At 68.0% G+C, this 13684-nt stretch carries 15 protein-coding genes and 2 pseudogenes; 6 read left to right on the top strand and 11 right to left on the bottom strand.

The genetic code is table 11. From position 1 onward, the window contains the following. Positions 1-89: 89 nt before the first annotated feature. Positions 90-746 (bottom strand): restriction endonuclease, encoded by a 657-nt coding sequence (locus BM140_RS25990; RefSeq protein ID WP_165616517.1) that lies wholly within the window; start codon positions 744-746, stop codon positions 90-92. A 141-nt stretch (positions 747-887) separates the two neighbouring features. Between BM140_RS25990 and BM140_RS25995 the strand changes: the two genes are divergently transcribed. Both BM140_RS25995 and BM140_RS21220 read left to right on the top strand, forming a co-directional pair. Next, a complete protein-coding gene (locus BM140_RS25995; RefSeq protein ID WP_165616518.1) occupies positions 888-1346 on the top strand; it encodes a hypothetical protein in 459 nt (152 codons plus the stop codon). After that, positions 1346-2131, top strand: a complete 786-nt coding sequence (locus tag BM140_RS21220) for a hypothetical protein (protein ID WP_131803910.1) — start codon at positions 1346-1348, stop codon at positions 2129-2131. The genes BM140_RS25995 and BM140_RS21220 overlap by 1 nt, the downstream gene beginning before the upstream one ends. Before the next feature lie 188 nt (positions 2132-2319). Here BM140_RS21220 and BM140_RS25550 read toward each other — a convergent pair whose 3' ends face one another. Then, on the bottom strand, positions 2320-2775 hold the full coding sequence (locus BM140_RS25550) for a hypothetical protein (RefSeq protein ID WP_131803912.1): 456 nt from the start codon (positions 2773-2775) through the stop codon (positions 2320-2322). Positions 2776-2977: 202 nt separating this feature from the next. Between BM140_RS25550 and BM140_RS21230 the strand changes: the two are divergent. Further along, a pseudogene (locus tag BM140_RS21230) lies at positions 2978-3735 on the top strand (IS5 family transposase). Here the strand turns inward: BM140_RS21230 and BM140_RS25555 are convergent. Further along, positions 3695-3991 carry a hypothetical protein gene (locus BM140_RS25555; RefSeq protein ID WP_131803914.1) on the bottom strand — a complete coding sequence of 99 codons (297 nt, stop codon included), beginning with the start codon at positions 3989-3991 and terminating at the stop codon, positions 3695-3697. The pseudogene BM140_RS21230 and the gene BM140_RS25555 sit on opposite strands and share 41 nt — an antisense overlap. Between BM140_RS25555 and BM140_RS26000 the strand changes: the two genes are divergently transcribed. Next, on the top strand, positions 3878-4234 hold the full coding sequence (locus BM140_RS26000) for a hypothetical protein (RefSeq protein WP_165616515.1): 357 nt from the start codon (positions 3878-3880) through the stop codon (positions 4232-4234). The genes BM140_RS25555 and BM140_RS26000 overlap by 114 nt on opposite strands. A 392-nt stretch (positions 4235-4626) precedes the next feature. Here the strand turns inward: BM140_RS26000 and BM140_RS21235 are convergent, their stop codons facing one another. The 7 genes and pseudogenes from BM140_RS21235 to BM140_RS21255 all read right to left on the bottom strand — a co-directional run bounded on the left by BM140_RS21235 (position 4627) and on the right by BM140_RS21255 (position 10804). Next, a complete protein-coding gene (locus tag BM140_RS21235) occupies positions 4627-4812 on the bottom strand; it encodes a hypothetical protein (protein ID WP_091950865.1) in 186 nt (61 codons plus the stop codon). 23 nt (positions 4813-4835) lie between these two features. Beyond that, positions 4836-6128, bottom strand: coding sequence for an exodeoxyribonuclease VII large subunit (locus tag BM140_RS21240; protein ID WP_244535560.1), 1293 nt, complete (start codon positions 6126-6128; stop codon positions 4836-4838). Positions 6129-6345: 217 nt separating this feature from the next. Then, positions 6346-7266, bottom strand: a complete 921-nt coding sequence (locus tag BM140_RS21245) for a hypothetical protein (RefSeq protein WP_091950867.1) — start codon at positions 7264-7266, stop codon at positions 6346-6348. 338 nt (positions 7267-7604) lie between these two features. Continuing rightward, entirely contained in the window at positions 7605-9473 is a 1869-nt protein-coding gene (locus BM140_RS26405) for a hypothetical protein (RefSeq protein ID WP_244535561.1), read from the bottom strand. 62 nt (positions 9474-9535) lie between these two features. Then, the gene (locus BM140_RS26410) at positions 9536-9967 is read right to left on the bottom strand and encodes a hypothetical protein (RefSeq protein WP_244535562.1); all 432 of its coding nucleotides are present in this window, start codon (positions 9965-9967) and stop codon (positions 9536-9538) included. Positions 9968-10034: 67 nt separating this feature from the next. Beyond that, a pseudogene (locus tag BM140_RS26700) lies at positions 10035-10484 on the bottom strand (relaxase/mobilization nuclease domain-containing protein); the annotation flags it as partial. Positions 10485-10495: 11 nt separating this feature from the next. Further along, complete coding sequence (locus BM140_RS21255; protein ID WP_091950871.1) at positions 10496-10804, bottom strand: plasmid mobilization protein; 309 nt, start codon at positions 10802-10804, stop codon at positions 10496-10498. A gap of 615 nt (positions 10805-11419) precedes the next feature. Between BM140_RS21255 and BM140_RS21260 the strand changes: the two genes are divergently transcribed. Continuing rightward, a complete protein-coding gene (locus tag BM140_RS21260) occupies positions 11420-12193 on the top strand; it encodes a hypothetical protein (protein ID WP_091950873.1) in 774 nt (257 codons plus the stop codon). A 300-nt stretch (positions 12194-12493) separates the two neighbouring features. Continuing rightward, positions 12494-13300 (top strand): hypothetical protein, encoded by an 807-nt coding sequence (locus BM140_RS21265; protein WP_091950875.1) that lies wholly within the window; start codon positions 12494-12496, stop codon positions 13298-13300. Between the two features lie 144 nt (positions 13301-13444). Here BM140_RS21265 and BM140_RS25220 read toward each other — a convergent pair whose 3' ends face one another. After that, on the bottom strand, positions 13445-13630 hold the full coding sequence (locus BM140_RS25220; protein WP_114436012.1) for a hypothetical protein: 186 nt from the start codon (positions 13628-13630) through the stop codon (positions 13445-13447). Between the last annotated feature and the right edge of the window lie 54 nt (positions 13631-13684).

Raw genomic sequence — 13684 nt, forward strand, 5'->3', positions numbered from 1 at the left:
GTCACCGTCCCGGATCGAGCCTTCCGGCTACCCATGGCCGCCACCATGCAGTAGCCTCTCAATCGGCTCGGTCCAAAATGCCGGTCAGGTCAGTCCGCGGGCACCTCGACCTTGAACTCGTCTCGGACCACGCCCCGGAGATCAATCGGCAGCCCTGGTAGTGGCGTTGCCTGGCCAAGTTGGCGCAGGTACGGCGAAAAGGCCGGCAGGATCGCGCCGATGAAGAGGTACTTTCGCCAGACGCGATAGTACGCCTCGCGCTCCGCCTCATCCTCGATCAGGTTCATGCCCGGGATGCCGAACGGCTCGTAATAGGTCTCAATGCTGTCGACAGCGCGCGCGAGTGACCACGTCCGGGCGCCGACCCACTTCTCGAAATGCCGCTGCTGAAACTGCGCGAAGGTGAGGAGTTCGATGTTGGTGTTGTGGGCGGCGAGGAGCGCGCCCGGCTGGAAGCCCACTTTCGAGATGATGTAACCGCGATGCGCGCCCGCCTCGGCCATCACAGTCCGGAAGCTGAAGACCACGTCCTGTGGGACATTGCTTTTCCAATTCTTGCACTCGCAGAGCGTGACCGTCTTGATCCCGTTGACCGTCTCCGTCGCCAGCACGTCAATTGCGGCCTCGCCGCCCCGGGGCAGGGCGATAGCGGCCTGGCGCACGGCGTCCATCCCACACTCAGCGAGGATCTGGCGCACCGCCTCTTCCAAGGCCTCCCAGGTCGGCGGTTCGCGTTGGGTGATCACGGGGTCATGGCCTTCCTCGGGGCAAGCCCACGGTGATGCTGAATGGATAGTGTGGCCGACACCTGCGGTCCACCGAACATCTAGGCTGTACGACACCCGAACGCTACAAGGGTCATCCCGGCAACCCGAGATTGACCGCGCTTGGCCGAGATCGACCCTATTGTTGAACCGCTCCTGACTGGGCTGCTGAACAGCCCGATGGCGGACTATGGCCGCGCGGCCACGGTGCGGCTTGAGGAGAACGAAGGATTCCGCGACGAGGGCTTCGACCTTCGCGCAGGCAGGCGGGCTGCGCAGCGCCAGCGTCGCCGGATGCGCGCTGAGCGGCAGATCAAGGCAATCGACGCCGTCGTCCAGAACGCGCTGACCCGCGAGCTCGCGCTTACCGATCGCCTTCAGGGTCTAGCCGAACGGCTCAAGATTCGCTCAATCGGTGTCCTTCCGGCCGGCACCGGCGAGGCGACGGCCGAAGCGGTTTCCAGCCCGGGCCCGATCGATGAGCTCCTCAATTCTGCGCGCGCTACGGCAATCAAGACCTTCCTGGAGGTTTGGGCCGACGCCGTCCGCGAGACGCGCCAGCGGCTGGAGCATGAGCTCTAATGGCCAAGCCCAGTGCCGCCACCCTAGCGAAAACTGCGGCCGAGAAGGCGGCGATGGAAGCTAGGATCAGCAAGGCCGCGGCCGACCTGGCGGTCGCCGCGCCGAGCCTCGCCTCAACGAAGGGTAAGACCTACGAGACCTGGGTCATGTTCGAAATTGCCGCACGGCTCGCGATCAGCCACAAGGTCAAGGCCCGCAATAGCGCGGGCAAGTCGACCACCACCTTCCGGGTGCGCGGCGGGCCCGGGCACATCAAGTCGGCGAGCGAGCCCCCCGGCAAACTACCCTGCCACTTCGAGCTCGGGTCGCCCCAGGCGAGAGAGCCGCTCGAACTTCACAACAGCGTCGAGCACGTCGGCCTCAGCGACGAGACGCACGAGTTCGACGTGTCGGCGATCTCGAAGCGGTACACCTCGGGCCTAAGGAAGTCTGCAAAGGGGGGACCCTACAAGGGCCCGTGTGCCCTCGGCCTGGAATTGAAGGCTTATGACGATGCGACTACGCTGGACAAGGCGATCGCGCGCGCCTTGCTAGGCACCGTCGTCGACCTCCACCCCGGCGCGGTCGTCAAGAGCGTGAAGATCGAATTCCGCGCCAAGGCTTCCGACACCTATGTCGAACGCTTCGGCTATCCGCGCGCGGCGCTCCTGACGACGGCTTGGATCACGCCCGAGACGCGGAAATTCCTTGAAGCCTACGGGATCGGCTCCCACCCCAATGTCGCTCCAGGGCACAACGAAGGCGATCTCGACGCACTGGCGTCCATGATCAGGCCTTGGCTCTGACGTCTACCTGCGCGCGGCCGCCGGGGGTGGAGCCTACTATGGCAGCGATCTTCTTACCCGACCAATGCTCGTCCACCCGTGCCCACGCTTGCCGATTGTTCGTCACATTGGCTCGGCCGGAACTCGCCTGTCGGGCTGGCAGAGCTTGGATTAGGGAAGTAACGAACAAGGGTCCTGGAGTGGCGTCATTAGAACAACGCTGCGCTTCGCGCGCGTGGCCGCCACATGGAGATTGGAACGGGCGAAGCGCTCGCGGTCGCCGCCTCTCGCTGACAGGTAGCGCTGGTAGACACCCTCGAAGACGATGACTCGTCGAACTCCTTTCCCTTGGACTTGTGGATCGTCCTCACCGTCACCCCGTGATGCGGGCGGGTCGTGGCGGCGAACTGATCCTCAACAACTGCGGCCGCCAGGTGTTCACGGGCGTCGCGATATGCACCGTTTGCGCGCCAGGCCTCGGCGAGTTGTCTCTCGATCTGGGCACCGCGCTGAAGCAGACGCAGATGACGCGCCTCACGAGCGACATGCTGCAGCTCTTCACGCGGGCTGTCCGCAAGGGCAGCGCGGACCAGGCGCCAGTCCGACATCGGATCGCCTGTGAGCACGATTTGCCGAACATTGCCGACGAGATCGCGGACGTCCATCGGAATGCCTCGGGCTCCATAGCCTGCATCGCCGCGCTGCCGGACTTGGCCGGCCGCCCGTCTCAGGCGTCCCGCCTTAGTCAGTGCTGTCGATCCAGCGGCCTCGGTGCGGCCCACCTCAAAGGAGGCTAGGTCGCGAACCCATAATGGCCGGCACGGCTGAGGTGCGGCGGCGTTAGCCCTCTGAGCAGGAGGGACCTGGATGGCGCGTTTTGACCTGACGGATGCGGAGTGGGCGGTGATCGAGCCGCTGTTGCCGACGGATGTGCGCGGCAAGGAGCGCGTGGATGACCGGCGGGTGCTCAACGGCATCTTCTGGCGGCTGCGCACGGGTGCACCCTGGGCCGACATCCCGACGCGCTACGGCCCGCATACGACCTGCGGCAACCGTTTTCGGCGCTGGCGCAAGCGTGGCATCTGGGATCGACTTCTGGACGCCGTGTCAAAGGCTTACGAGGGCGACCTGCAGATGATCGACGCCACCAGCGTGCGGGTGCACCAGCACGCCGCCTGCGCCCAAAAAAAGACGGCCGATCCGGTGGCATGGGTCGTTCGCGCGGCGGCCTGACGAGCAAGATCCACGCGCTGGTGGATGCCGAGGGCCGTCCCGTGGCCCTCAAGATCACCGAGGGCCAAGCGCATGACGGACGCTCAGCGGTCGACATGCTGGGCGGGCTGGGTGCAGGTCAGATCCTGCTGGGTGACCGAGCCTACGACAGCGACGCGCTCCGCACTCGGATGGCGGAGCAGGGCGCGTGGGCGAATGTGAAGCCGATGCCCAACCGCAAGCAGGTGCTGGCGTTCAGCCCCTTCCTGTACAAGTACCGCAATCTGGTCGAGCGCTTCTTCAGCAAGATCAAGCACTTCCGAGCCGTCGCTACACGCTACGACAAGGACCCCGACAACTTCCTCGCCAGCGTCAAACTCGCAGCCCTGCGTGTCTGGCTGCGAGCTTTATGAGTCCGCGACCTAGAGCTTCGAGCACCAAGGCGGCCAGCTGATGGGGGTCGTTGTGCGGCTCGAGTAGGAGCGCGATCAAAGCCGATGCCAAAATTGGCCCCTCAGCGGCGACCAGGATCTCGGCCGGGTAGGCGGGCAGTCCGTGGTCAGAGCCAAGCATGTAGTCGAAGGCGGTGATCGCAAGGGCGTTGGTGGGGACAAGGATCGCGACGGACCACTCCGGCGAACGGCGATAACGGTTCACAGCCTGCAGCATAGCCTGCTTCAACGGCCGCAGGCTCTGTCTACGGTAACGGTTAATGGTAACGCCGGAATAGGGCTCAGGCCGGAAAGCGCCATCCAGAATGGCGTCGGCGAACCGGATGATGTCTGTCCCCGCGCTACGGTTGTTCTCGCCGCCAAAATCGAACGGCTCCGGCTGGAACGCAGCGAGGAAATCATCAAACCGACGGGGGTCGGCGCCCTTGAAGTCGTAGATGCGCTGCTTCGGATCCCCTGAACTAGCTCCGCCTTTGCGAGCCTAGCAGGTCTTGCGGCCCCAGGCCGCTAAAGGTTCGCGCCCGCGAGCGGACCTTTCGAACGTCGCCAATGGGTCACGAGGAGCCCATCGCCTGAGCTGTGCCGAACGCCCGCCTACTTCTTTGCCAAGCTCTGAGGGCGGGCCACGATTGGCAAGAAGGCGCAGCAATCAACAACTAGCCTCGCGATTTTCCGCTTCGGATCAAGATTTGGTCCATGCCGATTTGATGATTCGTCTCAAGCGGTTCCGCGCTTCTGGGATTTTGGACCGTGCTCATACCTATGCGGTAGGGGCTTCGCCAACTGACCTCGCGGTGTAATCGCACCCAACCACTGCCGATGAACGCTCATCGGCGGTGGCTGTGCTATCTGTTACGCGCTGCGGCGGCGCAGCTCGGAGATCCGCGCGTTGAGTACGGCGCGTAGATCCTGCACCTCGGCATAGGCGGCTTCCGCCTTCTCGAAGGCGGCCAGCCCATCGCGGCGGATCTCCTGGGTCAGCGCCTCGATGCGCTTGACCGCTGCCAGGAAGCTCGGGGTGTCGGGGGAGTGGGTCATGGTATCGGCGTCCTCGTTCGATGTCAGTGGGCGGTGAAAGAGAAAGGTTCGACCCGGACCGGTACGGCGCCGTCCGGGAACTGCAGCAGCAGCGGCAGGCCCGCTGAGAGATCCTGGGCGCTGGTGACGATGCAGCCCGTATCGGTCGCGATCACCAGCACCAGGGCTGCGCTCAGGGCTGCGTCGTCCTCGGTGTCACCGAGAGGATCCACCTCGACGGGATCAGCATCCGGTTCTTTCCGCGTGATCCCGCCGACTGCCGCGCTCAATCCCAGCAGTAGGCTCTGCTCGACGGCCCGATCGAGCTGTCGCAGTCGTGCTTCGGCCGCGGTGACGAGATCTTGCAGCGCCATGTCGAAGGCGGTCGTGGCTCGTGCCAGGGCGATGCGGCTGGCCGCCCCGAGATCCTCCTCGATCGCAGCCTCAAAAGCGGCGAGCGCGCGCTCGGCCCGGAGCCCGGTGCGCTCGACGAGGTGGCGCACCAGCATCGCCGCCGCCGTCGGAGTCGGCTCGGAGCGCGCCGCCACTGCATCGAGGGCGGTGCGCGGCGTGCCGGCATGGCCGAGGCCGACGATCAGGTTCGGCACCCGATCTGCTGTCGCGGCATGCGCGATCGCGTAGCTGTTGAGCGGACGGAATGCTTCGATCGGCCCACCGCCGCGGCAGACCAAGGTCGCCGACAGTCCATACTCGGCATGCAGGCTCCTGACGCGGGTAAACGCTTCGACCAACGTGCGCTCGGCCCCGGCTCCCTCGAAGTTGGCCCACACCCGGTGGAGGCGGAGGAGACCTGCCGCTTCGAGCGACTGCAGCACGTGCTCGACGTCGCGCCGCGCCTCGCCATGCTCTGAGACGACGAGCGCAACATGATAGAGATCCTCCGGCTCGACCCAGTTGTCCGGCCCGAAGCGGCCCCCCTCGAGCCTCAGCCGCTGCAGCGTGCACTCGCGCTCAATGTCTGCTTCGAGCGGGATCTGCCCGAGCGAGAGCAGGGCCATGAGCTTGGCTTGGACGCCGGCTCCGCGGCCGAACCGCTGACGCAGGCCGGTGCGTAACTGAACCGCGATGGTACGGTTGACGAGGTCGGCCGGATCGAAGTCAACGCCATGCTCCGCTCGGATTAAGACGAGCTCGGGGGCATCGAGACGGACCTTCAGGCGCGGTGGATCGTAGCTCAGGCTCGCCTGCGCTTCGCCCAGCAAGAGGAGATAGCTGTCGGGACCGGCGGCCTCGACCGTGAGGACGCAGGCCCGCACGCTGTGTTCGCCGCGCAGCCGCTGGCGCAGCCAGCCGATCACGTCGCGCAGTTCGTGCACGTCGGCGGAGAGTGAGTCGGGTTCGAGCGCGCTGCCGCGGTCGTGACGGGCGCGCGGTGGCGCGTCGCCGCCGGAATGAGGCTGGTGTGGCGGCGTGTCCCTCCAGGCGGGGAATCGGTGATGTCGCATCGTGTCCGTTCGTGTGTCGTCGTGTGAATGGCGGGGCGAGCGGCCCGGCGGCCGTCATGCGGTCGCCGGGACTGTGGACGGGAGCGCGTCAGTCGAAGAGCGCTGCCCCGTTGACTGGCCGATCTTCGGCCGCCGGTGCCGGTTCGAGCTCGCGGGCGATCGCCTCGAGGCGGGGCCGGTCGGCCTCACGCAGCTCCCGATGCAGGATCTCGATCAGCAGCGCGGCGAGTTCGGGTGCGGTGTCGAAGCTGCGGAAGGCGAGCCCGTCGAGCAGCGTCACCGGCCGCGTCCGCCGCGTCAGGATGGGGACCGGGAACTCGCACAGCCGCTGCGCCAGGCCCGGGTCCGACAGGGACCGGAAGGCGAAGCCCGTGCCCGGTTCGACGATCACTGCGTCGAGCGTGCCCCACTCATATTGATCGAGGGCGGCATCGAGAGCGCGGTGAAGCGCTGCCACCGAACCCGGCTCCTCGAACGCGAGAGGATGCCGGATCAGCGCGATCATTCCGAGTTCGTGCCAGCGAGCGAGACCGTCCGCGATCGCGTGCGGCGCGCCATCGTCCGGCTCGATCAGGAATGCCCGGCGGAGCCGGCGCGGCATCGGCAGCTCGTGCTGCCTGTCCCACAGGCCGTTGGCGTCGAGCGCCTCCCGCACCCGCGCGTCGCGCTCGGCCCAAGCCCTCAGCATCAGGCCGCGATCCAGGCCGATGATCCGCCCGGTCAAGCCGAGCAGCGGATCGACGGTAAGCGTTAGCAGAACCGTATGATCGCCGACGAGATCTTCCTCGTGCAGCATGATGCCCGAGGCCTGCTCGATCTGGTCCGTGAAGTCAGCGGACATGAAAGCGGTGAGCCGACCGCTGCGCGTTGGGTCGAGCGCCTGAAGGTCGAACAACCAGCCGTCGTGGTGACGGCGGGGCCGGCTCGCCGTGGCGCGTACCCACAAGCCATCGGGCTCGAGCGCGCAGGCGGTCGCGTCCGCATCGGCGGGCAGATCGTGATGTGTCATTTCAAGGGTCCGTAATCAGAGAGGAGGTCGAAGACGCCTCGCCGATGCGAAGCGGACGCTGTCTCAGCGCCGCCCTGCCTCACCCGTCCTTTCCGGGATTTTCAGCGAAGGTGCCTTCGCCCTTTCCCCTCTCGATCCCTATTCTCTCAGCACCCAGCAACGGCCTGGGTGCGCAGGTCTTTCTCCGTCTTCCGTGATATCCAACGCAGGCGCGCGCGTGCTGTGAGGGGCCTGTGTCCAAGGCATCGCGGCGCCGAGCGACGCAGGCTGTTGCGTTCCGCCTCGAGCTGGCCCAGCCTTCGGGGGCAGCGCGTCCACAATCTCCCTGAGCGCCGATCTCACCGCTCCCCCGGGCCCTCCGGATCACCACGCCCGTTGCTCGCTTTCCTGCGTGTCGCACCCAACCTGGCTTCGCTCGGCGGGAGAGGCACCGGTCCGGCGAACGGCGGCACAGGCGAGGGTGTAGGCTTTGGCTTGTCCGGCCGCGCGCGTGCCTTCACAGCCTGTTCCAGCTCGGCCCACATCGCCGGTGTCGCTCGGTCGAACGCCCAGCAGCTGTCGGCCTCGTCGCGGAAGGCATGGGCCGCCGCGCGCCGGCCATAGCCGGTCCAGGCCCGACGGCCGATGCGCGGAACACCCGGCGCACAGGCGGTAACGAGGGCAGCGACCGCGGCCTCGCTGTGCCCAGTGCTGCGCAGGCGGCGAGCGATGAGCGCGTCGACCCGCGAGGGATCGGGCCAACGACCCTGCCAGCGCGCGAGCAGGTCGGCGCGGTGAGCCCAGTACAGCGCCGCGTCGGCGTGCGGCGTGCCATCGTCCGGGTCGGCGCCGCGGCCGAGGCGCGAGCCCGGACCGAGCCCGAAACGCCGGGCAAACACAGCGACGAAGTGTGAGATGAGACGGCCCAGCCGCTCGCATGTCATCCCCGTCGCGGTCACGATCTGCGCGTAGATCCGGGGGGCGTGACGCTCGGCACCGGGCAGAGCGGTGCCTGGGCGCTCGGCCGCGTCGATGCGCAGGCCGAAGCGTGTGCGGCCAAGGCCGAGGCTGAGCCGGAGATGCTCGCGCGCCTCGGCCAGCGCAGCCTGTTCGAAGGGCCGGTTCCGGTTCGGTGCGGTGAGCACGACCTCGTGGCGCCCGTCCCGCCGGTCCAGCACCAGGGTTGGGGCGAAGCCCGCCGCCTGCAATCGGCCGACATCCTCGATTTGCAGCCCTGAGAGCACGACGTGATGCCGCTCGTCCGAGATTGGCGTCAGATAAATGGCACTGTCACTCCCAGCCGCCTGCTCCAGCGCCGACCAGCCGGCAGCGATCCCGACCATCGGTCGCGGCGTCAGTTGCACCAGCCGGTTGGGAACCGGTCGATGCCGTCCGTCCTGATCGGAGGACGCCGGTGAGCGGGTGCGCTCGGCCACGACCCGGTAGCGCTCGGCCTGCATCCCCGCGTCATAGAGCGCGAGCAGGCCGGACAGGTTCGAGCCGCTTGCTTCCGGCTGTCGCACCGGAGCGAGGCGCGGCAGCGGCTTGCCGATCCGCCGCGCCAGCGTGCGGGCGCTCGGGGCGGCGCGCGGGGCCGGGCCGACGACAGCGGCCTTCAGCAGAGGCGCGATGTTCAGTTCCGGGTAGGTCGCATCGTACGCCTCACGCGCCGCACCTGCCGCAGTCTGCGCCTGCCGGGCGACGGCGAACAGCGCCGGATCGATGCCGGGCGCGGCCCGCGGCGACGGAACTGCCGGTGCCCGGTGATGGCCCTGCGGCAGTGGCGGACCGTCACCTGCCGGGCCCGGCTGGAACGGGCGGAGACGCGCCTCCAACTTCGCTCGACTGGCCGCGCGGCAGGTCGAGGCCTTCAGCACGATCCCGTCGACGATGAACACCGCGCCCGAACCCTTTGCAGCGTAGGCGATGCCGTGTTCGGCGAGGTTCCTATGCAGGTCGGCCCACGAGCGGGACCGCTTCACGATCGGACCGGCGATCTCGATCACCCGCCGCGCGGCGCTCTCCTCGCCACGGTACACTTCGGCTCTCGCCGCTCCCGCCGGCAGGGCATCGCTCGGCTCCACGCTGCGCGCGAGCAGCGGCGCGGACGCTGCCGCGCGGTGGGCTTGCCGGGCGCTGACCGCCGCGACGAGGCGGGCGCGGGCCGCTTCCGGCGTCGGTGCCGAGACCGCGCGCAGCCGTTCGATGACCCGCTCGGCCCTGACCACGTCCGGATCGGCACCGGGATCGAGCTGCCGGGCCGCGGCGGCCCGAACACGCGCGGCGTGGCTCAGGCGGGCTTCGGCGAGTCGGCGGACTGCGCGGGCCTTGTCGTTGCCCGCACCAGCCTGTCGTAAGTTTCGTCGCACCGCGTCTGCAGCCTCTGCACCTGTGTCTCCAGCGTCTGCATCTCCAGACGCAGGGCCTGCATCTCCAGGCCATGCCCGTCCTGTCTGGTCCGGATCTCGCCAACGACCGCGAGCACCGTGCGGAGTAGATCGAGCACCTTCGCCTGCCGCTCGATCGTCAGCAGTTGCCCCTCCGAGATCGCCGCGAGCGGGTCCGCTTCCTCGTCGCGTTCCCGCAGCATCTTCAGGATCTCGCCCGTGTCCTGATGCGCCGCCGCGGCCTCGCAATGCGCGCCGAGCGCCTCCCGCGCCGCTCGCTCGACCCAGGGCATCGTCGGTGCCCCGCCCGCCGTGTGTCCGGTACCGGATGACATGCTGCTCTCCTGTTCGTTCCTCGAGGACCTCGTTGTGAGCGCCGGGCTCCCGTTGCCAGCCCTGTGCGTGCTCAATCCGAGCGACGGCGCGCCCGATCGCGTTGTGGAAGAAAGCGACCCGCGTCGGCCTGTCCGCATCCGGTGCGACGCGCGAGATCAGCGCGTGCAGGTGTTGGTTGCCGGATCCGCCGAGATGCAGGGTCCAAATCACTTGGTGACCGCGCAGGCCGGTCTCCTCGAGTAGGATCGCGAGTGCCTGTTCGATTTGGAGGACCGTCGGCTGCTCACCGGCCCGCCAGGACAGCACGATGTGCTCGATCGCGCCCCGGGCGCGGGGGGCGCCCATCGCGGTGGCGATCATCTCAGCGACCTGTCCCGTGCGTGTGTCGGCGATGAGATGGAGCTGGCCCTGGGCCAGGATATCGCCGCGCTCCGCCCCGCCTGCGCCGCCGTCGATGTACGCAGCCAACTGCGCCACTTGCCGGGCGACCGGCGCGCCGTCGCGGCGCCTGGGCATGCGCTTGCCGATCACGACGGCGCGGCCAGATGCGCGATGGCGGAGCGGATGTCCTGCAGCGCGCGACAGCCGCTCTCGGCCATGCCGGGCGTTCGGATGCCAAGCTTGGCCAACCCGCCGAGGCGGCGCAACTCGCGGATCAGCCCTGCATCGACCTGCGCGGTGATATGGAGCCCGAGCAGTCTGCGCCGGGTGAGCGCGGCGAGCGTGAGACCCGCGGCCTCGGCCTCGCCGAGCAGGCGCTCGTACTCTTCGGGGGTGAGCCGGATCCCGACCTGTCTGGTCAGGATGCGCGTCTCGGTTCCGCGTCGGCCGGACATCGCGGCGGTCCTTTCCGGGGGGCTTCTGGGTCGGGGGTTCGGGGGCTCGCCCCGACAGGTGAGCGGGTGTGAGAAGCGTCAGCGCCGAACGGCGGCGTCTCGTTGCGGTCCGCGCCCGGCTTGGCCGGCGCGGATAGCAAAGAGCATCCTGCCCGCTTCGTTCTCCTCGGGATCGTCCTTCCGGGAGCACCCGCTCGCGAACGCCTGAGCGCTGGCAAGGCGCGCGGAACTGGTCACCGCGCGCCGGAACAGGTTGGCGACGCTTCCTCGCACCCCATGCGCAACGGGTCCGGGAGCGGCTGAGATTCGACGGGACGACATGTGGGAGGCTTCACTCCGGGACCGCTCATCCGCACGACCTGCAACAGATCGCTTGAGCACCCAGACAACACAGCCGATGACACGTGGCGTGTCAAACGGCTGTACTGACTTTACCTCGCGAATCGAGCGCGAAAACGCACATTGCAAGCATATCTATGGGCATTGTTTGCAGTCATCCACTTGGCAAGTCTTTGCTCAAGCGTGACCATGTGCGTGTCGGGTTCGGAACCGCCGCCCGACCCGATCCCACGCCAACCCGTGAGACATGCGATGACCAAAGTCCGAACCAGGCCGATGCCGATCCTGCCCAGCGAGATGGACGCAAACCGCTCGGCCCTGGCCGCGATGAAGCAGGAGACACCGCTGCCGCCACCGGAGCGAATGACCACGGCCAAAGCGGTGGCCGAACTCGCGCCCGAGATCCGGGCGCTGCTCAAGGCGGGGCATTCGCTCGACGAAATCGCCAAGCGCCTGCGCTTCGGCGGACGCGCGCTGAGCGGGCAGCAGCTGCAGCGCTACCTCAGCCGCTGCCAGACGCGCGCGGCCAAGAAGAAGAGCGAAGTCAAGACAAGCGCGACGCCGCCCACGCCCCGGGGTGCGACAGCAGCCCAGACGCCGGATGCACCGACGGTCGGTCCGTCGAGCCGTGGTGTGAGCGTGCAGACGAACCTGCCATCACGGAGCACGTCCGCGCCCGCGACGGCGGCGGTCGGCTCGGGTGCAGACGGTCATGTCCCCGTCACGGCAGCCCCGTCGTCGACCTTACCGCGGACCGTGCCCGTGGGCGGCACATCGCCTGGTCCGGTCTCCGGCGCGACAAACCTTCCGACGGATGCCAGTCTGGCTCTGGCGAAGCCGCAGAGCACGGCCTCGCCCGCGACCGACGGCCGGTCGGTCGCGGAGGCACAGAGACGGTCCATCGACATGCTGACGCGGACCGCACCCCCAAGCGCGAAGGTCGATCGTCCGCATGAGCCGAACATCACCTGGCGTGGAATGGGTACGACGACACCGTCGCCAGACGATCCTCAGGCCCAGGCGCGGCCTGAGCCCGGCAAACTGCTCTGAGCGCCCGCCTGACCGTCACTCTGCCCACGGCACGACCTGCCGCGGGCAGATCTGCTGTCGGTGCCAGCGGCGCCGCCGATGCCGATAAAACAACGGCTCTGGCATCACGACGACGGACGTGCGACAGCTCGGCCATGATGTGTATCGCCGCAACACCCTGCGCTGTCTGGTGGTGCTCCCTCTGAGGAGTGGCACGACACGTCATCTCACGAGGACGAACCCTGCCGCCGTTGTCCGGCAGGCCTGTTCTCAATCCCGACAGCTTTCCCGACGCGGCGGCTTCCATCCGGAGAACCGCCTGTGTTTGACATCCCCGCCGACCCGCGTCCCGTCGTCCTGACGGGCGATCGCCCGTCCGGACCGCTCCATCTCGGTCACTTCTGCGGCAGCCTATGCAACCACGTCACCCTCCAGCACGGTCACGACGCGTTCGTGCTGATCGCCGACGCGCAGGCGCTCACCGACAACGCCGACGATCCCGGGCGCATCACGAGACACGTCATCGACCTCGCCCTGGACGATCACGCCGTCGGGATCGATCCGAACCTCACCACGATCTGCGTGCAGTCGGCCATGCCGGCCCTCTGCGAGCTGACGCAGCTCTTCCTCAACCTCGTCACCGTGGCGCGACTCGAGCGCAATCCAACGATCAAGGAGGAGATCCAGGCGCGCGGCTTCGGGCGCGACATCCCCGCCGGCTTCCTGTGCTACCTCGTGGCCCAGGCCGCCGACATCGCCGCGTTCCGGGCCACCCTTGTGCCGGCGGGCGCCGATCCCGACCACCTGCGCGTCAGCGATCCCGGCCGGGTGGAGGGCAACGTGGTGTTCACCTATCTCGACGCGTTCGACCCCGATCGCGACACGGTTGCCGAGATGAAGGCACACTATCGTCGCGGCGGTCTCGGCGACACGGTGGTGAAGCGGCGCCCGGAGACCGTGCTGCTCGATCTGCTCGCGCCGATCCGTGCGCGCCGCACTGCCCGGGCGCATCGCCCGGACGATGTCCACGACATCCTGCGGGACGGCACCCGCCACGCCCGCGGCGTCACACAGGCGACGCTCGACACCGTCAAGGACGCGCTCGGTCTGTACCGCCTGGCACCGTAGCGGCGTCGCGCCAGCCGGCGACCGTCCGAAGCCGCTTCCGGGTACGACGGGTCGGCACCGTTCGCCGGTCCATTGCCCCGTCGCTCGCCGCGCTGCCGGCCGGGAACCCGGCGAACCGTCTGCGATGCACCGGGTCCGCCGCGCTCAGCGCAGGAACTGGAGGATGCCCTGGTTGGCTTGGTTGGCCAGCGATAACGCCGAGATCGCCAGCGACTGTCGCGTCGACACCGCAGCCTCTCGGAAGTACGAAGCTGGCTGCACCGCCAGGATCAATCTGCCCAAGCCGGCAAGCTTGGAGCCGCCTGTACCGCCGGGCAGGCCCTTTACCATTATGGTGTAGGTCGAGAGCGGGACGGGTCGAGATGCGTCTCGCCGCGATCTATC

It is taken from the genome of Methylorubrum salsuginis (genome assembly GCF_900114375.1).
In the GTDB taxonomy this organism is placed as follows: Bacteria; Pseudomonadota; Alphaproteobacteria; order Rhizobiales; family Beijerinckiaceae; genus Methylobacterium; species Methylobacterium salsuginis.